The 25,076-nt window shown below is 74.2% G+C and carries 18 protein-coding genes and 1 tRNA gene; 6 read left to right on the top strand and 13 right to left on the bottom strand.

What is annotated here, in order from left to right:
* From F1C76_14130 to F1C76_14095, 8 genes are all read right to left on the bottom strand, one after another.
* On the bottom strand, positions 1 to 312 hold the full coding sequence (locus F1C76_14130; protein ID QNG37572.1) for a biopolymer transporter Tol: 312 nt from the start codon (positions 310 to 312) through the stop codon (positions 1 to 3).
* The gene (locus tag F1C76_14125; protein ID QNG37571.1) at positions 309 to 1,181 is read right to left on the bottom strand and encodes an NAD-dependent protein deacetylase; all 873 of its coding nucleotides are present in this window, start codon (positions 1,179 to 1,181) and stop codon (positions 309 to 311) included. The genes F1C76_14130 and F1C76_14125 overlap by 4 nt, the downstream gene beginning before the upstream one ends.
* A gap of 27 nt (positions 1,182 to 1,208) precedes the next feature.
* A complete protein-coding gene (locus F1C76_14120; protein QNG37570.1) occupies positions 1,209 to 1,652 on the bottom strand; it encodes an SRPBCC family protein in 444 nt (147 codons plus the stop codon).
* 21 nt (positions 1,653 to 1,673) lie between these two features.
* The gene (locus F1C76_14115) at positions 1,674 to 2,063 is read right to left on the bottom strand and encodes a DUF2695 domain-containing protein (protein ID QNG37569.1); all 390 of its coding nucleotides are present in this window, start codon (positions 2,061 to 2,063) and stop codon (positions 1,674 to 1,676) included.
* A 95-nt stretch (positions 2,064 to 2,158) separates the two neighbouring features.
* The gene (locus tag F1C76_14110) at positions 2,159 to 3,325 is read right to left on the bottom strand and encodes an acetate kinase (GenBank protein ID QNG37568.1); all 1,167 of its coding nucleotides are present in this window, start codon (positions 3,323 to 3,325) and stop codon (positions 2,159 to 2,161) included.
* A complete protein-coding gene (locus tag F1C76_14105) occupies positions 3,322 to 5,421 on the bottom strand; it encodes a phosphate acetyltransferase (protein QNG39249.1) in 2,100 nt (699 codons plus the stop codon). Before F1C76_14105 ends, F1C76_14110 begins: the two co-directional genes overlap by 4 nt.
* Before the next feature lie 190 nt (positions 5,422 to 5,611).
* On the bottom strand, positions 5,612 to 6,226 hold the full coding sequence (locus tag F1C76_14100) for a deaminase (GenBank protein ID QNG37567.1): 615 nt from the start codon (positions 6,224 to 6,226) through the stop codon (positions 5,612 to 5,614).
* Between the two features lie 72 nt (positions 6,227 to 6,298).
* Positions 6,299 to 6,371: transfer RNA gene (locus F1C76_14095), tRNA-Arg, on the bottom strand.
* A gap of 161 nt (positions 6,372 to 6,532) precedes the next feature.
* Between F1C76_14095 and F1C76_14090 the strand changes: the two genes are divergently transcribed.
* From F1C76_14090 to F1C76_14075, 4 genes are all read left to right on the top strand, one after another.
* Positions 6,533 to 6,868: an N-acetyltransferase gene (locus F1C76_14090; GenBank protein QNG37566.1), complete on the top strand. Its 336-nt coding sequence runs from the start codon at positions 6,533 to 6,535 to the stop codon at positions 6,866 to 6,868.
* 37 nt (positions 6,869 to 6,905) lie between these two features.
* The gene (locus F1C76_14085; GenBank protein ID QNG37565.1) at positions 6,906 to 8,261 is read left to right on the top strand and encodes a deoxyribodipyrimidine photo-lyase; all 1,356 of its coding nucleotides are present in this window, start codon (positions 6,906 to 6,908) and stop codon (positions 8,259 to 8,261) included.
* A 115-nt stretch (positions 8,262 to 8,376) separates the two neighbouring features.
* A complete protein-coding gene (locus F1C76_14080; GenBank protein QNG37564.1) occupies positions 8,377 to 10,536 on the top strand; it encodes a molybdopterin-dependent oxidoreductase in 2,160 nt (719 codons plus the stop codon).
* A gap of 66 nt (positions 10,537 to 10,602) precedes the next feature.
* Positions 10,603 to 12,294: an AMP-binding protein gene (locus tag F1C76_14075; protein QNG37563.1), complete on the top strand. Its 1,692-nt coding sequence runs from the start codon at positions 10,603 to 10,605 to the stop codon at positions 12,292 to 12,294.
* A gap of 14 nt (positions 12,295 to 12,308) precedes the next feature.
* Here F1C76_14075 and F1C76_14070 read toward each other — a convergent pair whose 3' ends face one another.
* The 3 genes from F1C76_14070 to F1C76_14060 form a co-directional block, all read right to left on the bottom strand.
* Positions 12,309 to 13,253, bottom strand: a complete 945-nt coding sequence (locus F1C76_14070) for a helix-turn-helix domain-containing protein (protein QNG37562.1) — start codon at positions 13,251 to 13,253, stop codon at positions 12,309 to 12,311.
* A 55-nt stretch (positions 13,254 to 13,308) separates the two neighbouring features.
* A complete protein-coding gene (locus F1C76_14065) occupies positions 13,309 to 13,770 on the bottom strand; it encodes a CBS domain-containing protein (protein ID QNG37561.1) in 462 nt (153 codons plus the stop codon).
* Positions 13,771 to 13,863: 93 nt separating this feature from the next.
* Positions 13,864 to 14,700 (bottom strand): hypothetical protein, encoded by an 837-nt coding sequence (locus F1C76_14060; protein ID QNG37560.1) that lies wholly within the window; start codon positions 14,698 to 14,700, stop codon positions 13,864 to 13,866.
* Between the two features lie 55 nt (positions 14,701 to 14,755).
* Here F1C76_14060 and F1C76_14055 point away from each other — a divergent pair, with 55 nt between their 5' ends.
* Complete coding sequence (locus F1C76_14055) at positions 14,756 to 15,562, top strand: Fpg/Nei family DNA glycosylase (GenBank protein QNG37559.1); 807 nt, start codon at positions 14,756 to 14,758, stop codon at positions 15,560 to 15,562.
* Positions 15,563 to 15,566: 4 nt separating this feature from the next.
* Here F1C76_14055 and F1C76_14050 read toward each other — a convergent pair whose 3' ends face one another.
* A complete protein-coding gene (locus F1C76_14050; GenBank protein QNG37558.1) occupies positions 15,567 to 15,878 on the bottom strand; it encodes an antibiotic biosynthesis monooxygenase in 312 nt (103 codons plus the stop codon).
* 60 nt (positions 15,879 to 15,938) lie between these two features.
* On the opposite strand from F1C76_14050, the gene F1C76_14045 reads away from it, so the two are divergent.
* Positions 15,939 to 17,321, top strand: a complete 1,383-nt coding sequence (locus tag F1C76_14045) for an NADP oxidoreductase (GenBank protein QNG37557.1) — start codon at positions 15,939 to 15,941, stop codon at positions 17,319 to 17,321.
* Between the two features lie 170 nt (positions 17,322 to 17,491).
* Here F1C76_14045 and F1C76_14040 read toward each other — a convergent pair whose 3' ends face one another.
* Positions 17,492 to 24,964, bottom strand: coding sequence for a hypothetical protein (locus F1C76_14040; protein ID QNG37556.1), 7,473 nt, complete (start codon positions 24,962 to 24,964; stop codon positions 17,492 to 17,494).
* Positions 24,965 to 25,076 lie beyond the last annotated feature (112 nt).

Below are 25,076 nucleotides of genomic sequence, written 5' to 3'. Positions count from 1 at the left end.
TCAGTCCAGCGCGGCCAGCTCGGTGAGCGCGTGCTCCCAGCGGGTCCGGCGCTCGTCGTCGGACTGCTCCCACCACGCCGTGCCGCGCTCCCCCAGCCCGGTCTTAGCCGCCTGCACCCGGGCCCGCGCCGCACGCACCGCGTCGTCGTCGCCGGCCTTCTTCGCCGTCCGCACCCCGCTGCGTCCCACGCCCAGGTGGTGCAGCAGCTGCTCGCGCACGTCGTCGGGCAGCTGGGGGTCCTGGGTGCGCCAGCGCCGGCCGTCGACGACGATCCAGCGACCGTCGGCGGTGTGCTCGACCTCGCGGGTCACCGGGCGAGCCGGCGGGCCAGCTCGGGCAGCACCCGGCCCAGGGGCGCGTCGACGCGCACGTCGGCCTTCTCGTCACCCCGGGTGGGCCCGGAGTTGACGATCGCGACCGGGATGCCCTCCTTGGCCGCGCGCAGCACGAAGCGGTAGCCGCTCATCACGGTCAACGACGAGCCCAGCACGACCAGCGAGCGGGCGCAGGTGACCAGGTCGAAGGCGGTGTCGACCCGCTCGCGCGGCACGGTCTCGCCGAAGAAGACGACGTCGGGCTTGAGCGGTCCCCCGCCGCAGACGAGGCAGTCGACCATCACGAAGCCGTCGAGGGCCTCCTCGGGCAGCTCGACGTCGCCGTCGGGGTTGACCTCGCCCTCCACCGGCTCGGGCCGGAAGCCGGGGTTGGCCTCCCGCAGCCGGACGTCGAGGGCGGCCCGGTCGGCGACGTCCCCGCACTGCAGGCAGACCGTGCGGTCCAACCCGCCGTGCAGCTCCAGCACGTCCGAGGCGCCCCCGGCCTGGTGCAGGCCGTCGACGTTCTGGGTGACGATCCCGCCGAGCAGCCCGGCGTGCTGCAGGGCCGCGACCGCGCGATGCCCGTCGTTGGGGCGGGCGTGCGCGATCTGCCGCCAGCCGACGAAGCTGCGCGCCCAGTACCGGTGCCGACCGGCCGGGTCGCGGGTGAAGGTCTGCCAGGTCATCGGGGTGTGCCGACGCAGCGAACCGGTGGCGCCCCGGTAGTCCGGGATGCCCGAGTCGGTGGACAGCCCCGCCCCGGACAGCACCACGGCGTTGCCGTTGCCGACCAGCGCGGCGAGGTCGTCCAGCCCGGCGACGACGGGACCGGCATCGGTCAGCGGAGCACCCACACGGTCCATCGTCCCCGGTGCGCAGACCGCGCGCCATCAGGTCAGGTCGGCGTCCAGCCTCTCGAGCATCCCGTCGTAGAGCCGGCGCAGGCCCTTCGGCGCGAACGTGCGCTCGAAGAAGCCACCGATCCCGCCGGCGCCCTGCCACGTGGTGCGGACCCCCACGGTCGAGCTGTCCGCCCCGGCCGGGCGCACCGTCCAGGTGGTGACCATGGAGGAGTTGGCGTCGCTCTCCACGAGGCCACCGGCGTCGGGGAGCTCGGACACCGAGATGACCTGGTCGCGGACCCGCTTCTCGGTGGCGGCGAGCTTCCAGTGCACCCGGGTTCCGGCGCCCTGCCCGCCCGACTCGACCCGGTACTCGCTGAACTGCGGGCCGGCGATGCGCTGGCGGGTGCCCGCGTAGTCGGCGAGGGCGGCGTGCACCCGCGCGGCGGGGGCGTGCACGACTCGTTCTGCGGTGGCGACGACCTGACCCATGCGCCCAGTCTCCCGCGCGGGTCACCGGTCCCGCCGACGGGGCACCCAGAGCGCGCACCCCTGCGTCGAACCGGCCCGCACCCCCTCGCAGGCCGGGTCCTCCAGCGGCCAGTCGAGGAGGCCGCTGTCGGGGTCGAGCACCAGCAGGTCGGCGCGGTAGGACCAGCCGTTCAGGAACACCTCGCAGTCGCAGAACCCGCCGCGGGCCGCCAGCCGGCGCAGCAGCGCGGTGGCCCGCGGTGCGCAGCGCTCGCGCCAGCGCCGGGCCCAGCGCGGCGTGGTGTCGCAACCGAACTGGCCGGTCATCCGGGCCAGGTAGCAGAAGACGCACTCGCCGGGGTCGGGTGCGGTGAGGGCCTCGGCGAGCTCGGCGACGAACTCCTCGGCCTCGGTCGCGGGGGTGTGGGTCATATGTGCCTCCTGGGGTGTGGGAGGCCGAGCCGACCACCCCCCACCGACGGGAGCGGGCCGTCGTCCACAGCCCGGCCTGCCGTCCACAGGCGCCCTCAGCCGGCGAGGGCCACCGCGTGCCGGGCGATCTGCAGCTCCTCGTCGGTGGGCACCACCAGGACGGGCACCGCCGCGCCGTCCGGGCTGACCACCCGGGGTCCCCGGTCGGCCGCGGTGTTGCGGGCCGGGTCGAGGGCCAGCCCCAGGTGCCCGAGCCCGTCGAGCACCCGGGCGCGCACCTCGGGGCTGTTCTCCCCCACGCCCGCGGTGAAGACCAGCCCGTCGAGTCCCCCGAGGTGGGCCAGGTAGGCGCCCACGTAGCCGCGGATGCGGTGCGCGTAGACGCGCAGCGCGGCCTCGGCCCGGTCGTCGCCGTCCGCGGCTGCGCCCAGCACGTCGCGCAGGTCGCCGCTGCCGGTCAGCCCGGTCAGCCCGCTGCGGCGGTTCAGCAGCGTGTCCAGGTCGTCGGCGTCCAGGCCGTTGCGCATCAGGTGCAGCAGGGCGCCGGGGTCCAGGTCACCGCCGCGGGTGCCCATGACCAGGCCCTCCAGCGGGGTGAGCCCCATGGAGGTGGCGACCGACCGGCCGGCGTCGACCGCGCAGGCCGAGGCGCCGTTGCCCAGGTGCAGCACCACCAGCTTGGCGTCGGGCCGACCCAGCAGCCCGGCCGCCACCTGGGAGACGTACTCGTGCGAGCTCCCGTGGAAGCCGTAGCGGCGCACCCCGAACCGGGCGGCGACGTCGACGTCGATCGCGTAGGTCGAGGCCTCCGCCGGCATCGTGGCGTGGAAGGCGGTGTCGAACACGGCCACCTGCGGGACGGCGGGGAAGGCCGCGCGGGCGGCCCGGATGCCCAGCAGCCCGGGCGGGTTGTGCAGCGGCGCCAGCGAGGACAGCTCGTCGACGGCGGACTCGACGTCGTCGTCGACCACCACCGGGGCGCTGAAGCGGGACCCGCCGTGCACCACCCGGTGACCCACCACGCCGGGGGCGAGGTCCGGCCCGTGCTCGGCGAAGGTCGCGGTCATCAGCTCCAGCGCGGCGGCGTGGTCGGCCAGCGGGGTCTCCACGGTCACGTCGACGTCGCCCGTGCGGTGCCGGATCGAGCCGCCGGCGCCGATCCGCTCGACGAGGCCGTGGGCGAGCACCCGCTCGTCGGCCATGTCCAGCAGCCGGTACTTCAGCGAGGAGGAGCCGCTGTTGAGCACCAGGACGACGCTCACGAGCCGGCCGCCTGCACCGCGGTGATGGCGATGGTGTTGACGATGTCGCGCACGGTGGCCCCTCGGGACAGGTCGTTGACCGGCTTGTTCAGGCCCTGCAGCACCGGGCCCATGGCGACCGCACCGGCCGAGCGCTGGACCGCCTTGTAGGTGTTGTTGCCGGTGTTCAGGTCGGGGAAGACGAACACGGTGGCCCGCCCGGCGACGGCCGAGCCCGGCATCTTCGACGCACCCACCGTCGGGTCGGCCGCGGCGTCGTACTGCATGGGCCCGTCGACGACGAGCTCCGGGGCGCGCTCGCGGACCAGCGCGGTGGCGGCCCGCACCTTCTCCACGTCGGCACCGGACCCGCTGTCCCCGGTCGAGTAGGACAGCATCGCGATCCGCGGCTCGATGCCGAACCGGCTGGCCGTGGCGGCCGAGCTGATCGCGATGTCGGCCAGCTGGGCGGCGTCGGGCTCGGGGTTGACCGCGCAGTCGCCGTAGACCAGCACCCGGTCGGCCAGCGCCATGAGGAAGACGCTGGACACCACGGACACCCCGGGCCGGGTGCGGATGACCTCGAACGCCGGCCGGATGGTGTGCGCGGTGGTGTGCGCAGCGCCGGAGACCATCCCGTCGACCAGGCCGAGCTGCACCATCATCGTGCCGAAGTACGACACGTCCGGGACGACGTCGCGGGCGGCCTCCACGGTCATCCCGCGGTGCGCGCGCAGTCGGGCGTACTCCTCGGCGAAGCGTCCGCGCAGCTCCTCGTCGAAGGGGTCGACCACCGCGGCCTCGGCGATGTCCAGGCCCAGCTCGGAGGCCCGGCCGCGCACCCTGCTCTCCTCGCCGAGCAGCGTCAGCCGGGCGATCCGGCGGGACAGCACGATGGCCGCGGCGCGCAGCACCCGGTCGTCGTCCCCCTCGGGGAGCACGACGTGCTGCTGGGCCGCACGGCTGCGCTCGGTGAGCACGTGCTCGAACATCAGCGGCGTCACCACGTCGGAGGGGACGACGGCCAGCCGGTCGAGCAGCTCCCGGGTGTCGACCGCCTCGTCGAACATCGCGATCGACGTCTCGGTCTTGCGCGGGGAGTCCGCGGCCATCAGCCCGCGGGTGCGGATGACCCGGGCGGTGGTGTCGAACGTGCCCAGCGCGGTGCGCACGATCGGCAACGAGGAGCCGATGCCGGCGATCAGCCGCACGAAGGGCTCGGGCAGGTCGATGCCGCCGTTGAGCAGGATGCCGGTCGGTGAGGGGTAGGTGCCCGAGGCGTGCGCCGTCATCACCGCCAGCACGACGTCGGGCCGGTCGCCGGGGACGACGACGACCGACCCCTCGGTGATCCGGGGCAGCACGTTGACCATCGACATCGCGGCGACGACGACGGCCATCGCCTCCCGGCTCATCAGCTCGGGGTCACCGGCGACCAGCTCGCCGTCGACCGCCGCGGCGACCGAGGCGAACGTCGGGGCGATGAGGAACGCCTCCTCCGGGATGCCCCAGACCGGCAGGTCGGTGACGCCGCGGACGGCGGCCAGCCCCTCCTCGAGCCGATCGGGGTCGGCCCGGTTGAGCACCACCGCGAGCACCCCGGCGTGCTCGGCGGCCAGCTCGCGCAGGGCGGGCTCGGCGACGGCGGCCAGGTCGGCCGGGGGGCGCGCGGGCGCCTGGCCGAGGTGCTCGGCGCCGGCGGCGTCCCGCCCGCCCAGCACGAGCACCACCGGGGTGCCCAGGTTCGCCGCGATCCGGGCGTTGTAGGACAGCTCGGTCGGGGAGCTGACGTCGGTGAAGTCCGAGCCGACGACGACGACCGCGTCGCAGCGGGCCTCCACGGCCTTGAACCGCTCGACGACCCGGGCGAGGGCGGCGTCGCCGTCGGTGTGCACGTCGTCGTAGCCCACCCCGACGGCGTCGGCCGGGTCGACCTCGGCGGTGGCGTGCTGCAGCAGCAGGTCCAGCACGTGGTCGGGCTCGGTGGTGCTGCGGGCGATCGGCCGGAAGACCCCGACCCGGCCGACCTCGCGGGCCAGCGTGGTCAGCAGACCCAGGGCGACGATCGACTTGCCGGAGTGCCCCTCGACGGAGGCGACGTAGACGCTGCGGGCCACGGTCAGGCTCCCTCGGGCCGTGCTCTCGATGCGCGGGAGCACCGGCGAGCGGGGGTCGGTGACGTGGTCGACGGTACCGAGCGCCCGCGGCCGGCGTTGATCAGCTCCGACGACCACCGTGCGTCCTCAGCCACCGGCGTCGGTGGAGGAGGACGCACTCTGGTCGTCCCAGCTGATCAACGCCGAGGGGTCAGCCGGCCGTCGTCATGTCCCCGGTCGCCGGGACGCCCGCGGCCAGGCCGTACTGCAGGTGGACGCTGCCCTTCGGGCTGGCCACCGGCGGGGCCAGGAGGGTCAGGTTCGTCGGCACCGCACCGCCGCTGAACACCGTCTTGCCGGTGCCGAGCACGATCGGGTGCAGCCAGAGGTCGAGCCGGTCGAACAGCTGCTCGCGGAGCAGTGTCTGCACCAGGTCCACGCTGCCGACGACCACCACCTTCTCGTGCCGGTCCCGGACCTCGCGGACGGCGGCCGGAAGGTCCGGGCCCAGCTGCGCCGAGCCGGCCCACGAGAGATCCGGCGTGCCGCGGGAGGCGACGTACTTCGGGATCCGGTGGAACAGCTGCGCGAACTCGTCGTCCTGGTGCGGCCAGTACGCGCTGAAGATGGCGTGCGTGCGCCGGCCCAGCAGCAGCGCGTCGCACCCCTCGTAGGCGGCAGCGACCTGTGCGCCCGCGACCTCGTCGACCAACGGCGCCTGCCAGCCGCCGAAGCGGAAGCCGCCGTCGGTGTCCTCCTCGGGGCCGCCCGGCGCCTGCGCGACGAGGTCGAGGGTGGCGAACAGCTCGATCTGGATGGTGCCCACGGCCGGCTCCCGGTGTCTCGGTGGTCTCTGCGGTGGAGACCGAGCCGGGCGGGAGGACTCATCGGAGCGGGGTGCCCCCAGCAGGATTCGAACCTGCGACACACGGTTTAGGAAACCGATGCTCTATCCCCTGAGCTATGGGGGCCCGGGGAGTACCGGCAGAGGCTACCGGGCGCGTCGCGCCGCGCCGGGGAACGTCTGGCCGACCATGATCGTCAGAACGGACAGGGGCGGGATCCGGGTCCAACGGTTACCTTTTCTGTCCGGTGCACGTTCCGGCGACGACGCCGGCAGGAGGTGGAACGCATGACGAGCAGCACCCGCGAGATCCGGGTCGAGGACGCCCCGGCCCGGAACCGTTTCGAGGTCAGCGTCGACGACCAGGTCGTCGGGCTGGCCAGCTACCACGTCGAGGGCGACGTCATGACGCTCCCGCACACCGAGGTGTCGCCGGCCGTGGCCGGTCAGGGCCTGGGCACCACGCTGGTGGCCGCCGTCCTCGCCAGTGCCCGTGAGCGGCACCTGACCGTGCTCCCCTACTGCTCCTTCGTGCGGCACTACCTCCACGAGCACCCGGCCGAGGTCGACCTGGTGGCCGAGGCCGACCGCCCGCACTTCGGCCTGGAGCTCACCTCCAACTGAGCGGGCAGGGCCCGGAACCGCCGTTTACCGTCGACCGGTGCCGACTGCCGTCTCCTGGTTCCGCCGCGACCTCCGCCTCGCCGACAACCCCGCCCTCCTCGCCGCCCGCGACGTCGGCGACGTGCTCCCGCTGTTCGTCCTCGACCCGGCGATCTGGGAGAAGTCCGGCGACCCGCGGCGGCACTTCCTGGCCGGCTGCCTGGCCGAGCTGCACGAGGCCACCGACGGGCGCCTGGTGGTCCGGCGCGGCAGGCCCGAGGACGTCGTCCCCGCCGTGGCCCGTGAGGTGGGCGCGCAGAGCGTGCACGTCGCCGGCGACACCGGCCCGTACGGCCGCAAGCGGGACCGGGCCGTGGAGAAGGCCCTCGGTGACGTCGAGCTGGTGCGCACCGGCTCGGCCTACGCCGTCGCCCCGGGCACGATCACCAAGGACGACGACACCCCCTTCAAGGTGTTCACCCCGTTCTCCCGGCGCTGGCGCGAGCACGGCTGGCCCGACCCCGCGCCCCGGCCCACGAAGGTCAGCTGGGCGCACGCCGAGAGCGAGGACCTCCCCGAGGCCCCCGACCTGGGTGACACCGAGGTGCTGGAAGCCGGTGAGAAGGCGGCCCGGAAGCAGTGGAAGCGGTTCCTCGACGAGCGGATCGCCGACTACGACGACCAGCGCGACCGCCCCGACCTGGACACCACCAGCCGGATGTCGGCGCACCTGCACTTCGGCACCGTCCACCCGCGCACCCTGCTGCACGACATCGCGGAGTCCGGGCAGAAGGGTGCCGGGGTCGACACCTACGTCACCGAGCTGTGCTGGCGGGAGTTCTACGCCGACGTGCTGTGGCACCGGCCCGAGACCGCCCGTGAGTACTACAACGACGAGCTCGCCGGCATGACGTACGCGACGGGGAAGGCCGCCGACGAGGACTTCGAGGCCTGGGCCACCGGCCACACCGGCTTCCCCGCCGTCGACGCCGCGATGCGCCAGCTGCTGGCGCAGGGCTGGATGCACAACCGGATGCGGATGATCACCGCCAGCTTCCTGGTGAAGGACCTGCACCAGGAGTGGACTCGCGGCGCGCGGTACTTCATGCAGCACCTGGTCGACGGCGACCTGGCCAGCAACAACCACGGCTGGCAGTGGGTCGCCGGCACCGGCACCGACGCCGCGCCCTACTTCCGGGTCTTCAACCCGGTCACCCAGGGCAAGAAGTTCGACCCGGACGGCGAGTACGTGCGCCGCTGGGTCCCCGAGCTGCGCGACCTGGACGCCAAGCACGTGCACGAGCCGTGGAAGGCCCCGGACGGCGTCCCGGAGGGCTACCCCGAGGTCATGGTGGACCACAAGCACGAGCGCGAGGTCGCCCTGGACCGCTACGCGAAGGCCCGCGGGAAGTAGCGCCGGGGGCTGTGCCCGCTGCGACAACGAGCGGGTCAGCTGAGCCAAGACCCGGGCGGTGCCCGGCGACAGGGTGGACGACGACACGACGGTCCGCCCACGCTCGGAGGCCCCCATGACGATCGCGCCGCCAGACCCCACCACGACGACGCCGGGCACGAGGTCCGTCGTCCGGGGTGCCTGTCCGCACGACTGCCCCGACACCTGCGCGATGCTGGTGACCGTCGAGGACGGCCGCGCCGTGAAGGTGGCCGGCGACCCCGACCACCCGTACACCGCCGGCGGTCTGTGCGTGAAGGTCAACAACTACCTGGACCGGGTGTACGACCCCGGCCGCGTGCTGTTCCCGATGCGCCGCACCGGCCCGAAGGGCAGCGGCCAGTTCGAGCGGATCAGCTGGGACGACGCGATCGCCGAGATCGCCACCCGGCTGGAGGACACCGTCGCCGAGTTCGGGCCCGAGTCGGTCATGCCGGTCAGCTACCTCGGCACCCAGGGCATCCTCAACGGCCTCAACGTGGGCGACCCGTTCTTCGCGAAGCTCGGTGCCACGGTCGCCGAGCGCACCTACTGCGACTCCGGCTCCTGCACCGCCTACGCGATGACGATCGGCGACACCGCCGGGGTGGACCCCGAGAGCCTGGTGCACTCCCGGTTCATCCTGATCTGGGCCTGCAACGTGCAGAGCACGAACCTGCACCTGTGGCCCTACATCACCGAGGCGCGCAAGCGCGGCGCCAAGGTCGTCGTGGTCGACCCGGTGAAGACCCGGACGGCGGCCGCCGCCGACCAGCACATCGCGCTGCGCCCGGGCACCGACGGCGCCCTCGCGCTGGCCATGGCGCACGTGGTCATCGCCGAGGGGCTGACCGACGACGACTACGTCGAGCACTTCACCGTCGGCTACCCCGAGTTCGCCGAGCGCGTGGAGCAGTACACCCCGGAGTGGGCCGAGGGCGAGACCGGCGTCCCGGCCGAGACCATCCGCACCCTGGCCCGGGAGTACGCGACCGCCCAGCCCTCGGTCATCCGGATCGGGGTCGCCGTCGAGCGGCACGCCGGCGGCGGCCAGGCGGTCCGCGCGCTGTCCTGCCTGCCCGGCCTGGTCGGCGCGTGGCGCAAGCCCGGCGGCGGCATCCTGCAGCTCCCGCTGTGGGCCTTCCCGGTCAACTGGGGTGCGTTCATGCACCCGGAGATGCTCACCCCCGGCACCCGCGTGGTGAACCAGTTCCGGCTGGGCTCGGCCCTGGCCGGCGAGCTGGACGGACCACCGCTGAAGGCGTTGTTCGTCTACAACTCCAACCCGGTCGTGGTCTGCCCCGACCAGGACAAGCTGATCGCCGGGCTACAGCGCGAGGACCTGTTCACCGTGGTCAGCGAGCAGTTCATGACCGACACCGCGGACTACGCCGACATCGTGCTGCCGGCGACCACCCAGCTCGAGCAGGACGACGTCATGTTCAGCTGGGGCCACCTGTTCGTGACCTACAACCACCGCTCGATCGAGCCGCTGGGCGAGGCGGTGCCCAACACCGAGGTGTTCCGGCGGCTGGCCGCGGCGATGGGCTTCGACGACCCGGTCTTCCGGCGCACCGACGCCGAGATGATCGCCGAGGCCTTCGACTGGTCGCACCCGCACATGCAGGGCATCACCGTCGAGAAGCTGCAGGAGCTCGGCTGGATGCGGCTCAACGTGCCCTCGCCCGACGCGTACGCCCCGCACGCCGAGGGCGGCTTCCCGACCGCGTCGGGCAAGGTCGAGTTCCTCGCCTCCGCGGCGGCCGGCGGGAACTTCGTCGTCCCGCTGTTCCGGCAGGGCTCGAACGACCACCAGCCCGGGCAGGCCGTCGACCCGTTGCCGCACTACATCCCGCCGCGGGAGAACGCCGCCGGCGACCCGTCGCTGTCGACCAGGTACCCGCTGAACCTGCTGACGCCCAAGTCGCACGCCTACCTGAACTCCAGCTTCGGCAACCACGAGTTCCACCGGAAGGTGCAGAAGGAGGCCACCCTCGTCCTGCACCCCGACGACGCGGCCGCCCGCGGCATCACCGACGGCGCCCAGGTGCAGGTGTTCAACGACCGCGGCCGGTTCACCGTGGTCGCCAAGCTCGACCGCACCCTGCTGCCCGGGGTGGTGGTCAGCGCGATGGGCTCGTGGCGCAAGCACAGCCGGGCCGGCGCCACGCTCGCCGCGGTGAACCCGACCGCGTTCGCCGACCTGGGCAACGCCCCGACGTTCTCCGACACCCTGGTGGAGGTCGAGATCGCCTGAGCCGCCGGGTGGGGGCGCGGTGCACGATGGACCCCTGACCGACGCACCTCACCGAGGAGGAGCCGCATGACGAGCACGGCCACCGAGACCTACCGGGCCGCCCGGGACCAGCTGCTGGCGTTGCGGGGTGAGCACGCGCGCGCCGTCGAGGAGTTCGCCTGGCCCGACCTGGGCGAGCGCTTCAACTGGGCGCACGACTGGTTCGACGCCTACGCCCGCCAGGACCAGGGCACCGCGCTGTGGATCGCCGAGGCCGACGGCAGCGAGGCGCGGTGGTCCTTCGCCGAGATGGTCCGCCGCTCGGACCAGGTGGCCCGCTGGCTCTCCTCGGTGGGCGTCGGCCGGGGTGACCGGGTGGTGCTCATGCTGGGCAACCAGGTGCAGCTGTGGGAGTCGATGCTGGCGGTGATGAAGCTCGGCGCGGTGATCATGCCGACGACGACGGCGCTGGGCCCGGCGGACCTGGTCGACCGGATCGAGCGCGGGGGTGCCGCGCACGTGGTCGCGAACGCCGCCGACGCCGCCAAGTTCGCCGACGTCCCGGGCGACTACACCCGGATCGCGGTCGGCGACCCGGTGGAGGGCTGGCTGTCCTACGCCGAGGCCGACGGTGCCGATGACGGCCCGGTCGAGCACCCGGGGACGGCCCCGGGCGACCCGCTGCTGCTGTACTTCACCTCGGGGACGACGTCGCGGCCCAAGCTGGTCGAGCACACCCAGGTGAGCTACCCGCTCGGGCACCTGTCGACGGTGTACTGGCTGGGCCTGCAGCCCGGCGACGTGCACCTGAACATCAGCTCACCGGGCTGGGCCAAGCACGCCTGGTCCTGCTTCTTCGCCCCGTGGATCACCGGCGCCACGATCTACCTCTACAACTACGCCCGCTTCGACGCCCCCGCGCTGCTGGAGCGGATCCGCTCGGCCGGGATCACCACGTTCTGCGCCCCGCCGACGGTGTGGCGGATGCTGATCCAGGCCGACCTCTCCGGCGGCCCGGGCTCCCTGCGCGAGGTCATCGCGGCCGGTGAACCGCTCAACCCCGAGGTGATCTCCCAGGTGGAGAGGGCCTGGGGACTGACCCTGCGCGACGGGTTCGGGCAGACCGAGATGACCGCCGTGGTCGGCAACACCCCCGGCTCCCCGGTCAAGCCCGGCTCGATGGGCCGGCCACTGCCGGGCTGCCCGGTGGTGCTGGTCGACCCGGTCACCGGCGAGGTCGGTGACGAGGGCGAGATCTGCCTGGACCTGTCGGCCCACCCGCTGCCGCTGATGACCGGGTACGCCGGCGACCCGCAGCGCAACGCCGACGCCATGGCCGGCGGGTACTACCACACCGGGGACGTCGCGACCCAGGACGCCGAGGGCTACATCACCTACGTCGGGCGCACCGACGACGTCTTCAAGGCCAGCGACTACAAGATCAGCCCGTTCGAGCTGGAGAGCGTGCTCATCGAGCACCCCGCCGTCGCCGAGGCCGCCGTCGTCCCCGCCCCGGACCCGGTGCGCGCCGCCGTCCCCAAGGCCTACATCGCCCTGGCCGCCGGCCACGAGCCCACCGCGGAGACCGCCCGGTCCATCCTGGCCCACGCCCGGGCGAACCTGGCCCCGTTCCTGCGGGTCCGCAAGATCGAGTTCTACGAGCTGCCCAAGACCATCAGCGGCAAGATCCGCCGGGTCGAGCTGCGCCGGCGCGAGGAGGCCGGCGACGGCGGGTCCACGGAGTACAGCGACACCGACTTCCCCGACCTGCGCGGCTGAGGAGACCGCCGGGCTCAGCCGCCGAGCTGGGCCCGGCGGGCGCTGGGGGTCATGCCGAACCGGGCGCGGAACACCCGGCAGAAGTGCGCGTGGTCGGGCAGCCCGTGCCGGGCGGCGACCGCCCCGATGGGCAGCGCCGCTGCGGCGGGGTCGACCAGGGCGCGCCAGCAGCGCTGCAGCCGCTGCTCCCGCAGGTGCTCGACCACGGTCGTCCCCGAGGCCCGGAAGACCCGGTTGAGGTAGCTCAGCGAGATGGCGCAGGCGTCGGCGATGTCCTGGGGGGTCAGCTCGGCCTCGCCGAGGTGCTGCTCGACGAACCGCTCGGCCCGGTGCAGGTGCAGGTCGGTGCTGCGGGCGGCCGGTGCCTCGCTGCGCACCAGCGCCACGATCAGGTCGCCCACGGTCTGCGCCATCGCCGCCGCGACCGGCCCGGCCAGCTCGTCGCCGTCCAGCCGGTGCAGCGCGGAGAGGAAGGGCGGGACCGTGGCGGCGACGCCGAAGCGGCCGTCGAACCGGACGGCGGTGGCCCGGGCCATCTCGGCGGCCGACAGCGGCAGCAGCCGCTTGGGGTGCAGGCACACCGAGTAGGCGAACGAGCCGGTGGTCTCGAAGACGAAGGGCCGGCTGCTGTCGTAGAGCACGAAGTCCCCGGGCCCGATGACCGCCTCCCGGCCGTCCTGGACGACCAGCGTGGTGCCCTGCCGGGCCAGCGCGATCTGCAGGTAGTCCTCGTCGGCCCGCCGGACCAGGTTCTCGGTGCGGGCGAAGCGGTGCGGACCGGCCTCGATCTTGCGGACCAGGGTGTCCCCCACGTCCGCCGCCGTCACCCGCCCCCGGCTGGGCACGTCCTCCAGCGGGCGGACGTCGAGGGTCACGAACTGGTCGCAGACCGCCTCGCGCCAGAACTCCGCCCGGTCCGGGCCGGCCACCGTCGACGTGTCGATGGTGGTGATGGCCATGCCCGATCGTGGCCCACGAACATCACGCTGTCACTACGCGGACGTGTCCGGCGTCTCACGAGGCCAGCGCCAGCACCTCCCGCTCCTCGGCCCGGGCCCGGACGTCGGCGTCGCTGCAGAACCCGAGACCGCTGCGCTTGAGGCACAGCAGACCCACCAGCCGGCCCTCGGCGTCGACGACGGCGAGCCGGCGGCGGCCCTGGGCCAGCAGGTGCGCGTGGGTGCGCCCGAGGTCGGCGGCCGGGCACACCGTGCGTCCCCGGAGCCGGCCCAGCCCGCCGACCGGGGTGTCCGCCGCGGCACCGACCAGGTCCTCGCGCTCGACGACGGCGAGCAGCCGGCCCCCGTCGACGACGAGCAGGGCGTGCAGGTGGTCGTCGTCGAAGAGGGCCCGCGCCTGACCCACGGTGGTGTCCGGGGGGCTGGTGCGGGGTGCGGACAGCGCCGCCTCCGACACGGGCACGCCGTGCGTCGTCGTCCCCCGGCACGGTCCGGTCACGGCGTCCCCTCCCTCCACGCTGTCCTCACGGCGAGCCTGCCCGGCGGGGCGACGGCGGTCTTGGCCCTGCGTGCCGTGCCCTTGTCGCTCGGCACACCCGGGGCCCGGGCCTCAGCCGCGGGAGCGGATCCAGTCGGGCAGGACGCCGGCGTCGAGCACCCGCTCGCGCAGCGGGGTGACCATCTCGACCAGCCGCTCCGTCCCCTCCGCGCCCAGGTGCGCCCAGCCGTCCACGGCGAGGAAGTCGGTGACGGTCTCGACGTCGTCCCGCAGGGCCTTCCCGGCGTCGGTCAGGCCGTCGTCCCCGACCAGGCCGCGGGCCCGCAGCCGCTCGGTGCCGGCGGTCCACTCCTCGTCGCTCCAGCCGCGGGTGGTGCGGACGAACTCCAGCGAGTTCGAGGCCAGCCCACCGGTGACCAGCGCCTCGACCGGGTCCAGACCCGAGGACAGCAGCGCGGTGACGTGCCCGTCGCCGCGGTGCTCACGCAGCAGCAGCCCGGCGTGCCAGAGCTGCATGAGCGGGTCCTCCGGCCACGGCTGGGCCGACCACGCCCCGTAGACCGGGCGCCCGGCGGCGGACAGCCCCGCGCAGGCCTCCCGGGCCAGCTCGACGGCCTCGGCGACGTCGGGCTCGCCGAGCACGTCGTGCAGCCGGGTGGCGACGCCGTCGGCCCGGGCCGCGGCCCACTGCTCGGGCGTGCCGGCCCCCCACACGGCCGGGACGGCGGCGGACACCAGCGACGGGGCGAACACGTAGAAGGTGGCGACGACGAGCTCGGGGCCGCAGGGGCCGAAGGCCGAGCCGCGGGCGGCGAAGTAGCCGGCCCGGGTCGCGGGGACGCCGAACCGGTCGTAGGCCTCGTTCACCTCGGGGGCGAAGAAGCCGACCACGTGCAGGGTCTCCAGCGAGCCCCAGGCGCGGCGGGCGAGGGCGGGGGTGACGGTCATGCCCCGATCCTGCCCCGGCCCGGCAGAACCCTCAGACTGGGAGGTGTGAGCGCACGTGCCTGAGGGCCACACCCTGTTCCGCCTGGCCCGGGACCAGCACCGCGCCTTCGCCGGGCGCGAGGTGCACGTCACCAGCCCGCAGGGCCGCTTCGCCTCCGAGGCCGAGCTCGTCGACGGGCGGGTGCTCGACGAGGTCACCAGCTGGGGCAAGCACCTGTTCGCCGCGTTCGGCCCCGACGTCGTCCACGTGCACCTGGGTCTGTACGGCAAGTACACGACCGGCACCGGCCTGCCGCCCGAGCCGCGCGGCGCGCTCCGGATGCGCTGGGAGGGCCCCGGGGACGACGGCGAGGGCGTCTGGACCGACCTGCGCGGGGCGACCGCCTGCGAACTGATCACCGACGGCGAGGTGCAGCTGATCCTGGACCGGCTGGGTCCGGACCCGCTGCGCAGGTCCGACCCGGAGAAGGCGTACGCCCGCATCTCGCGCAGCCGGGTGACCATCGGCGCGCTGCTGATGGACCAGGCCGTGCTCGCCGGTGTCGGCAACGTCTACCGGGCCGAGCTGCTCTTCCGGCACCACGTGTCGCCGTTCCGGCCGGGCAAGCAGATCGACCACGAGACCTGGACGGCGATGTGGGCCGACCTCGTCACGCTGATGAAGGCCGGCGTGCGCTCGGGCCGCATCGTCACGACCCGCCCGGAGGACCGGACGAAGAAGCGCGGCACCCCGACCCGGGGCGACGCCTCCTACGTGTACCGGCGCACCGGCCAGCCCTGCCGCTGGTGCGGGACACCGATCGCGACCGAGGTGATGGTCGGCCGCAACCTGTTCTGGTGCCCGACCTGTCAGGCGGTCTGAGCCCTCAGGCCAGCTGGCCCTTGGCGGGATCGCCGGCGGGGACCGGGCGCACCACCTGCACGTCGAACGGCGCGGCCAGGTCGTCCTGCACCCGCGCGGCCAGCCCGGTGAAGGTCGCGCCGCCCCCGTGGGCGTTCAGCGCCGCGGCGTCGGCCCAGCGCTCGACCATGACGAGCACGGTCTTGCTGGCGTACAGCGCGTAGAGCTCGCACCCCGGCTCCTCGTGCACCAGCGGGACCACCTGCTCGAAGGCCTCCCGCACGGCGTCGAACCGCTCGGGCCTCGGCGTGATGGTGGCGATGACGGTGACCGACACGGGTGGTCCTCCAGGAGACGGGGGTGCTGGCCTGGTGCAGACCGCACCGGCGGGGTCAGGATGCCAGGTGTGACCGACGCCGCAGGTCCTGCCCACCGCTCCCGTCCGCTCCGGGTGGCGGTGGTCGGTGCGGGCCCGGCCGGCATCTACGCCGCGGAGGCCCTCGCCGACCAGGACGACGTCCCGGTGGCGGTGGACCTGGTGGACCGGCTCCCCACGCCGTTCGGACTGGTCCGGCACGGCATCGCCCCCGACCACCACAAGATGCGCGCGCTGGCCGACACCCTGCGCCGCACCCTGGACCACGACCGGGTCCGCTTCGTCGGCAACGCCGAGCTGGGCTCCGACCTCACCGTCGCCGACCTGCGGGCGCACACCGACGCCGTCGTCTACACCCACGGGGCCTCCGGTGACCGCCGACTGGGCATCGACGGGGAGGACCTGCCCGGGAGCATCGCCGCCACCGACCTCGTGGCCTGGTACACCGGGCACCCCGACGCCGACCGGGAGCTCGTGGAGACCGCGCTGGCCCGGGCGCACGACGTCGTCGTCGTGGGGGTGGGGAACGTGGCCCTCGACGTCGCCCGGGTGCTGGCCCGCTCCCCCGGCGAGCTCGCCGACACCGACATGCCCCAGCACGTGCTCGACGCCCTCGCCGCCGCCCCGGTCGAGCGGATCACCGTGCTCGGCCGGCGCGGACCGGCGCAGGCCACGTTCACCACCCAGGAGCTGCGCGAACTGGGCCACCTGGAGGCCGCGGTCGCGCTGGTCGACACCGCCGGGCTCGACGACGAGAGCGCGGTGCGTGCCGTCGCCCGGAACCTGGCCACCCTCCGCGAGTGGGCCGACCACGAGCCCCTCGCCGGGAGCGTGAGCATGCGGCTGCGGTTCTTCGCCCGGCCGGTCCGCCTGGAGGGCACCGACCGCGTCACCGGCGTCGTCGTCGAGCGGACCACCGTGGACGCCGCGGACCGGCTGACCGGCACCCGGGAGATCGACACCGTCCCGGCCGACCTGGTCGTGCGCTCCATCGGCTACCAGGGCCGCAGCCTGCCCGGGCTCCCGGTCGACGACCGGACCGGCGTGGTGGCCAACGAGGCCGGCCGGGTGCTGCGCGACGGGATGGCCAGCCCCGGGGAGTACGTGGCCGGCTGGATCAAGCGCGGGCCGACCGGGGTGGTCGGCACCAACAAGCACGACGCCCGGGAGACCGTCGCGGCGCTGCTCGAGGACGCCGCGGCGGGTCGACTGGGCGACGGCGGCCCCGAGGACGACCTGGTCGACACCCTCCTCGCCCGTGGCGCCCACCCGGTCCTGCTCGACCACTGGCGGGCGATCGACGACGCCGAGACCGCGCTGGGAGCCACCCAGGGCCGCGCCCGGACGACGATCCACGACCGCGCCGCCCTCCTCGCCCACGCGCACGCCACCCCTCGGCGTTGATCAGCTCCGACGACCAGGGTGCGTCCTCCTCCACCGGCGTCGGTGGCTGAGGACGCACGGTGATCGTCCCACCTGATCGACGCCGGGGGGGACCACGCACGACGGCGCCGCCCGACCCGGGTGGGTCGGACGGCGCCGTCGTCAGGTGCCGGGGTGAGCCGGCGGGTGGGTCACCCCTCGGTGCGCCGACGTCGGCCGACCAGCACCAGCGCGGAGCCGACCAGGAGGACGAGGAACCCGCCGACGAGCGGGACCAGGGTGTCCACACCGGTGTAGGCGAGGTAGCCGCCCCCGGTCCGCGGGCCGCTGCCCGTCACCGGGGTCCCGGAGCCCGGACCACCCGCACCCACGACACCGGTCCCGGGGCCACCCGGGGCGTCGGCGAGGTAGGTGAAGCCGAGAGTGGCCGAACCGCCCGGCGTGGTCACGACCACGTCGACCAGGCCCGCGACGCCCGGAGGCGTCACGAAGGTCAGCTCGGTCGGGCTGACCACCGTCACCGGCACGTCGACGCCGCCGACGGTCACCGTGGTCTGGCCGGGCACGAAGCCCGTCCCGGTCACGGTCACCGTCGTACCCCCGCCCACCGGGCCGGTCGCCGGGGTCAGCGAGTCGGCCGTCGGGGCACCGGGGACGACGACCGGCTCGAGGTAGGTGAACCCGAGCGGAGCCGTCGACCCGCCCACCGTGGTGACCACCACCTCGACCGTGCCGGGGACGAGCCCGGGCGGGGTGACGAGGGTGAGCTGGGTCGGGCTGAGCACGGTGGACGGGACGGGGGTGCCCCCGACGGTGACCGTGGTCTGACCCGGGACGAAGCCCGTGCCCGCGACGGTCACCGTGGTGCCGCCGACCAGCGGCCCGGTGGCGGGGGTGAGGGACGTGGCCGTCGGGGCGACGGGCACGACCACCGGGGCCACGTAGGTGAAGCCCACCGGCGCCGACGTGCCCGCCGGCGTGGTGACCGTGACCTGCGCCAGTCCGGCCGTGCCGGGCGGGGTGAGGAAGGTCAGCTCGGTGTCGGAGACCACCTCGACGTCGGCGGCCGGGACGGTGGTCCCGCCGATGACGACCGTCGTCCCCGCCACGAACCCGGTACCGGTCAGGGTCACGGGCGTACCGCCCGCGGTGGGACCGCTCGCCGGGGTGATGCCGCCCACCGTGGGCAGTGCGGGCGCCACGTAGGAGAAGCCCACCGGACCCGACGTGCCCGACGGCGTCGTCACCGTGACCTCGACCAGGCCCGCGGGGTCACCCGGGGTCAGGAACGAGATCTCCGTGGCGGACACGACCGTGACGTCCTCGGCCAGGACCGTGTCGGTCCCGATGGTCACCGAGGTGGCCCCGTCGACGAACCCGGTGCCCGTGAGGGTCACCGGCGTGCCGCCGGCCACCGGACCCGAGGAGGGGGCGATGCCGGTGACCGTCGGGGCCACCACGACCGGGGCCAGGTAGCTGAACCCGACCGGAGCCGACGTGCCCGACGGCGTCGTCACCGTGACCTCGACCAGGCCCGCGGGGTCACCCGGGGTCGAGAACGAGATCTCCGTGGCCGACACGACCGTCACCGCAGTGGCCGGGACCACGTCGGTCCCGATCGTCACCGACGTCGCGCCGTCGACGAACCCGGTGCCGGTCAGCGTCACCGGCGTACCGCCCGCGGCAGGACCCGAGGACGGGGCGATGCCCGTGACCGTCGGGGCCACCACGACCGGGGCCAGGTAGCTGAACCCGACCGGCGCCGACGTCCCCGACGGCGTCGTCACCGTGACCTCGACCAGACCCGCGGGGTCACCCGGGGTCGAGAACGAGATCTCCGTGGCCGACACGACCGTCACCGCAGTGGCCGGGACCACGTCGGTCCCGATCGTCACCGACGTCGCGCCGTCGACGAACCCGGTGCCGGTCAGCGTCACCGGCGTACCGCCCGCGGCAGGACCCGAGGACGGGGCGATGCCCGTGACCGTCGGGGCCACCACGACCGGGGCCAGGTAGCTGAACCCGACCGGCGCCGACGTCCCCGACGGCGTCGTCACCGTGACCTCGACCAGACCCGCGGGGTCACCCGGGGTCGAGAACGAGATCTCCGTGGCCGACACGACCGTCACCGCAGTGGCCGGGACCACGTCGGTCCCGATCGTCACCGACGTCGCGCCGTCGACGAACCCGGTGCCGGTCAGCGTCACCGGCGTACCGCCCGCGGCAGGACCCGAGGACGGGGCGATGCCCGTGACCGTCGGGGCCACCACGACCGGGGCCAGGTAGCTGAACCCGACCGGCGCCGACGTCCCCGACGGCGTCGTCACCGTGACCTCGACCAGACCCGCGGGGTCACCCGGGGTCGAGAACGAGATCTCCGTGGCCGACACGACCGTGACGTCCTCGGCCAGGACCGTGTCGGTCCCGATGGTCACCGAGGTGGCCCCGTCCACGAACCCGGTGCCCGTGAGGGTCACCGGCGTACCGCCCGCGGCCGGACCGGAGGTCGGCGTGATCGTGGTGACCGTGGGGGCCACGACTGCCGGGGCCTGGTAGGTGAAGCCCACCGCGCCGGAGGTGCCTGCGGCCGTGACCGCCCGCACCTCGACCAGACCGGCCGGGTCACCCGGGGTCAGGAACGAGATCTCCGTGGCCGACACGACCGTCACGTCCTCGGCCAGGACCGTGTCGGTCCCGATCGTCACCGACGTCGCCCCGGCCACGAACCCGGTGCCGGTCAGCGTCACCGGCGTACCGCCGGCGACCGGACCGGAGGCCGGGGTGATGGTCGTGACCGTGGGGACGGCGGGTGCGACGTAGGTGAACCCGACCGGGGTGGACGTGCCCGACGGCGTGGTCACCGTGACCTGGACCAGACCCGCGGGGTCACCGGGGGTCGAGAACGAGATCTCGGTGGCGGACACGACCGTCACGTCCCCGGCCGGGACCGTGTCGGTCCCGATGGTCACCGAGGTGCCGCCGTCGACGAACCCGGTGCCCGTGAGGGTCACCGGCGTCCCGCCGGCCACGGGACCGGACACCGGGTCGATGCCGGTGACCGTCGGGGCGACCACCGCCGGCGCCAGGTAGGTGAAGCCCACCGGGGCCGACGTGCCCGCACCGGTCGTGACCGTCACGTCGACCAGACCCGCGGGGTCACCCGGGGTCAGGAACGAGACCTCCGTGGCGGACACGAACGTCACGTCGTCCGCCAGGACCGTGTCGGCGCCGATGGTCACCGTGGTCGCACCGTCGAGGAAGCCCGAGCCCGTGAGCGTCACCGGCGTACCGCCCGCGACCGGACCGGACGACGGGGCTATGCCCGTGACCGTGGGGACGGCGGGTGCGACGTAGGCGAAGCCCACCGGCGCCGACGTGCCCGCACCGGTCGTGACCGTCACGTCGACCAGACCGGCCGGGTCACCCGGGGCCAGGAACGAGACCTCCGTGGCGGACACGAACGTCACGTCCCCTGCCGGGACCGTGTCGGTCCCGATGGTCACCGAGGTGCCGCCGTCGACGAACCCGGTGCCGGTCAGCGTCACCGTCGTACCGCCGGCCACCGGACCGGACGACGGGTCGATGGCCGTGACCGTCGGGGCCACCACGACCGGAGCCAGGTAGGTGAAGCCGACCGGAGCCGACACCCCCGCAGGCGTGGTCACCGTGACCTCGACCAGGCCGGCCGGGTCACCCGGCGTCAGGAAGGAGACCTCGGTGGCGGACACGAAGGTCACGTCCTCGACCGGGACCGTGTCGGTCCCGATGGTCACCGAGGTGTCCCCGGCGACGAACCCGGTGCCCGTGAGGGTCACCGTCGTACCGCCGGCCACCGGACCCGACACCGGGTCGATGTCCGCGACGGTGGGGGCACCCGGGACGACGGGCGCCTCGTAGGTGAAGCCCACCGGCGCCGAGGTGCCTGCCGTCGTCGTGACGGTGACCTCGACCAGCCCGGCCGGGTCACCGGGGGTCAGGAAGGAGACCTCGGTGGCGGACACGAACGTCACGTCCCCGGCCGGGACCGTGTCGGTCCCGATGGTCACCGAGGTGTCCCCGTCGACGAACCCGGTGCCCGTCAGGGTCACCTGCGTCCCGCCGTCGGCCGGACCCGACACGGGGTCGATGCCCGTGACCGTCGGAGCGACCACGGCCGGGGCGACGTAGGTGAAGCCCACCGGCGCCGAGGTGCCCGCCGGCGTCGTGGCCGTGACCTGGACCAGACCGGCCGGGTCACCCGGGGTCGTGAACGAGACCTCGGTCGACGACACGAAGGTCACCGCGGTGGCCGGGACCACGTCGGTCCCGATCGTCACCGAGGTGCCCCCGGCGACGAACCCGGTGCCCGTCAGGGTCACCGGCGTACCGCCCGCGACCGGACCGGACGAGGGCGCGATGCCCGTGACCGTGGGGGCGGCGGGTGCGACGTAGGTGAAGCCCACCGGGGCCGACGTGCCCGCACCGGTCGTGACCGTGACGTCGACCAGACCGGCCGGGTCACCCGGGGTCGTGAACGAGACCTCGGTCGGGGACACGAACGTCACGTCGGCCGCCAGGACCGTGTCGGTGCCGATCGTCACCGACGTGGCCCCGTCCACGAACCCGGTGCCCGTGAGGGTCACCGGCGTGCCACCGACGACCGGACCGGACGAGGGGTCGATGCCCGTGACCGACGGGGCGGCAGGTGCGACGTAGGTGAAGCCCACCGGGGCCGACGTGCCGTTGACGGTGGTGACCGTGACCTGGACCAGACCGGCCGGGTCACCGGGGGTCAAGAAGGAGAGCTCGGTCGGGGACACGACGGTCACCGCGGCGACCGGGACCGTGTCGGTCCCGATCGTCACCGTGGTGCCACCGTCGACGAAGCCCGAGCCGGTGAGGGTCACCGGCGTACCGCCGGCCACCGGGCCCGAGGTCGGCGAGACGGCGGTGACGGTCGGGACGACGGGCGCGACGTAGGTGAAGCCGACGGGCCCGGAGGTGCCCGCAGGGGTCGTCACGGCGACGGCCACCAGGCCGGGCGGGTCACCGGGGGTCGTGAACGAGACCTCCGTCGAGGACACGAAGGTCACCGCGGCGGCCGGGACCGTGTCGGTCCCGATGGTCACCGACGTCGCACCGGCGACGAACCCGGTGCCCGTCAGGGTCACCGTCGTCCCGCCGACGGCCGGGCCGGACACCGGGTCGATCCCGACCACGGTGGGGGCGACCACGACCGGGGCCAGGTAGGTGAACCCGGCCGGGGCCGACGTGCCGTTCGGCGTGGTCACCGTGACCTGCACCAGGCCGGCCGGGTCACCGGGCGTGGAGAAGGAGATCTGGGTCGGGGACACGAACGTCACGTCACCGGCCGGGACCGTGTCGGTCCCGATCGTCACCGACGTCGCGCCGTCGACGAAGCCGCTGCCGGTCACGAGGACCGTCGTCCCGCCCGCGTCCGGACCCGAGGAGGGGGCCAGGGTCACGACGGTGGGGGCAGGGGGCGCGAGGTAGGTGAAGCCGGCCGGCCCGGACGTGCCGTCGGGGGTGGTGACGGTGACCTGGACGAGTCCGGCCGGGTCACCCGGGGTCAGGAACGACACCTCGGTCGGGGACACGAACGTGACGTCCGCCGCGGCGACCGTGTCGGTCCCGATCGTCACCGACGTCGCGCCGGCGACGAACCCGGTGCCCGTGAGGGTCACCGACGTGCCGCCCGCAGCCGGGCCCGAGTCGGGGTCGATGTCGGCGAGGGTCGGCCCGGCCGGGACGACCGGGGCCACGTAGGTGAAGCCCACCGGGACCGAGGTCCCCGAGGGGGTGGTCACCGAGACGTCGACCAGGCCGGCCGGGTCACCGGGGGTCAGGAACGACACCTCGGTCGGCGACACGAAGGTCACCGCGGTCGCCGGGACCGTGTCGGTCCCGATCGTCACCGAGGTGCCACCGGCGACGAACCCGGTGCCCGTCAGGGTCACCTGCGTCCCGCCGGCGACCGGTCCGGACGACGGGTCGATCCCGGTGACGGTGGGGGCCACCACGACGGGCGCCTGGTAGGTGAAGCCCAGCGGCGCGGAGGTCCCCGCCGGGGTGGTCACGCTGACCTGGACGAGCCCGGCGGGGTCACCGGGGGTCAGGAAGGAGAGGCTGGTGGCGGAGAGGACCGTGACGTCCTCGGCGGCCACCGTGTCGGTGCCGATGCTCACCGTGGTCTGGCCCGCGACGAAGCCGGTCCCCGTGAGGGTCACCGGGGTGCCCCCGCCCACGGGCCCCGACGTCGGGTCGATGGTGACGAGGGTCGGGGCCGCCGGCGCCTGGTAGGTGAAGCCCAGCGGGCCGGACACGCCGTCCGGCGTCGTCACCCGCACGGCCACCAGACCGGCGGGGTCACCCGGGGTGACGAAGGTCAGCTGGGTGGGGCTGACGACCGTCGCCGGGACCGTGTCGGTCCCGATGGTCACCGTGGTGGCTCCGGTGACGAAGTCGTCACCGGTCAGCGTCACCGTCGTGCCGCCGGCGACGGGTCCGACGGCCGGGTCGATGCCGGTCAGGCCGGGCACCGCGAGGTAGGTGAAGGGCAGCCCGGGGGTCGAGGTGCCGCCGGGGGTGTTGGTCACGCTCACCGTGGTCGGGCCGGCAGGTCCGCCGGGGGTGGCGAAGACCAGCGTGGTCGGGCTGGTGACGACGACCTGGTCGGCGGGGACGACGGTCCCGCCGACGGTGACGGAGGTCAGGCCCTCGAAGAAGCCGGACCCGGTGACGGTGACCGACGTACCACCCTCCTCCGGCCCGGAGCCCGGGGTCAGGCTGGTGGCCGTGGGTGCGACCGCAGCCGGCGACTCACAGGTCGCTGCGCCGATGACGATGGACCCGGCGTTGACCGAGGTCAGACCCAGGACGTCGAGCCGCAGCGCGATCGTCACCGCGGTGGCCGACGCGGCGGTCGCCGAGACGACCTCCGTCGAGGGCGTCACGGTGGCCACCAGGGTGGCGGCCGGCAGCCCGACGACGCTCACCGGGACGGACACGACCGCGCCGGCCGTGGCCGAGACCTGGGTGCCGAGGACGTTGAGCCCGGCGACCACGGTGTCCGCGGTCGGGGTGCCACCGGCCGGGCAGGTGACGGTGCCGCTCAGCGCGGCGGCCCGGATCGGGAGCCCGAGGACCGAGAGCGCCAGGTCCTCCACACCGGAGGCGGCGGTCGAGCCGCCCTGGTTCGAGGACGAGGACGCCGTCAGCGTCCCGTCGGTCGCCGCCACGCCGAGCAGGCCGGCGCCCAGGCCGGCCGCGAGGTCCACGACGGCTGCCTGGCCACCGGGGGGAGCACTGGACTGCACGAGGTCGACGTTCGCGTTGAGCACCGGCACCACGAGGGCCGGGGTCAACGGGGGGATGCCCGGGACGGTCACGGTGGCGTTCAGGTCGATGTCCAACGCCTGCGCGCGGGCGTCACCGGGAGCGGCGTACGCGGGGGTCGCCGTCAGCGCCACCACCGCTCCCACAAGCACGGCCGCGCCGGTGCGCGACCAGGTCTTCCACGTCACAGAGGTCCTCCGTCGTCCAGCCGGTCCCACCGCCCCGTCCGGGGCAGCACGAATACGGCTCAGTCCGTTTCGGTAAGACCATCGGTCGGGACGGAAGGGATCCGGAACAAGACCGCCCGTTCGTGGAGACGGGTGGGACACATGCGTTCGATGGGGTGAATGAGTCCGACGGTGCTCACCCGACCGCTCGCGCCGTCACCGGTCGTGGTCGCTCCGGACGCACAGGAGCCCCCCGTCGACCAGGTCGACGGGG

Source organism: Geodermatophilaceae bacterium NBWT11, assembly GCA_014218215.1.
Lineage (GTDB): Bacteria > Actinomycetota > Actinomycetes > Mycobacteriales > Geodermatophilaceae > Klenkia.
Note: the sequence above shows the minus strand (reverse complement) of the source record. Positions and strands in the feature narration are given on the sequence as shown.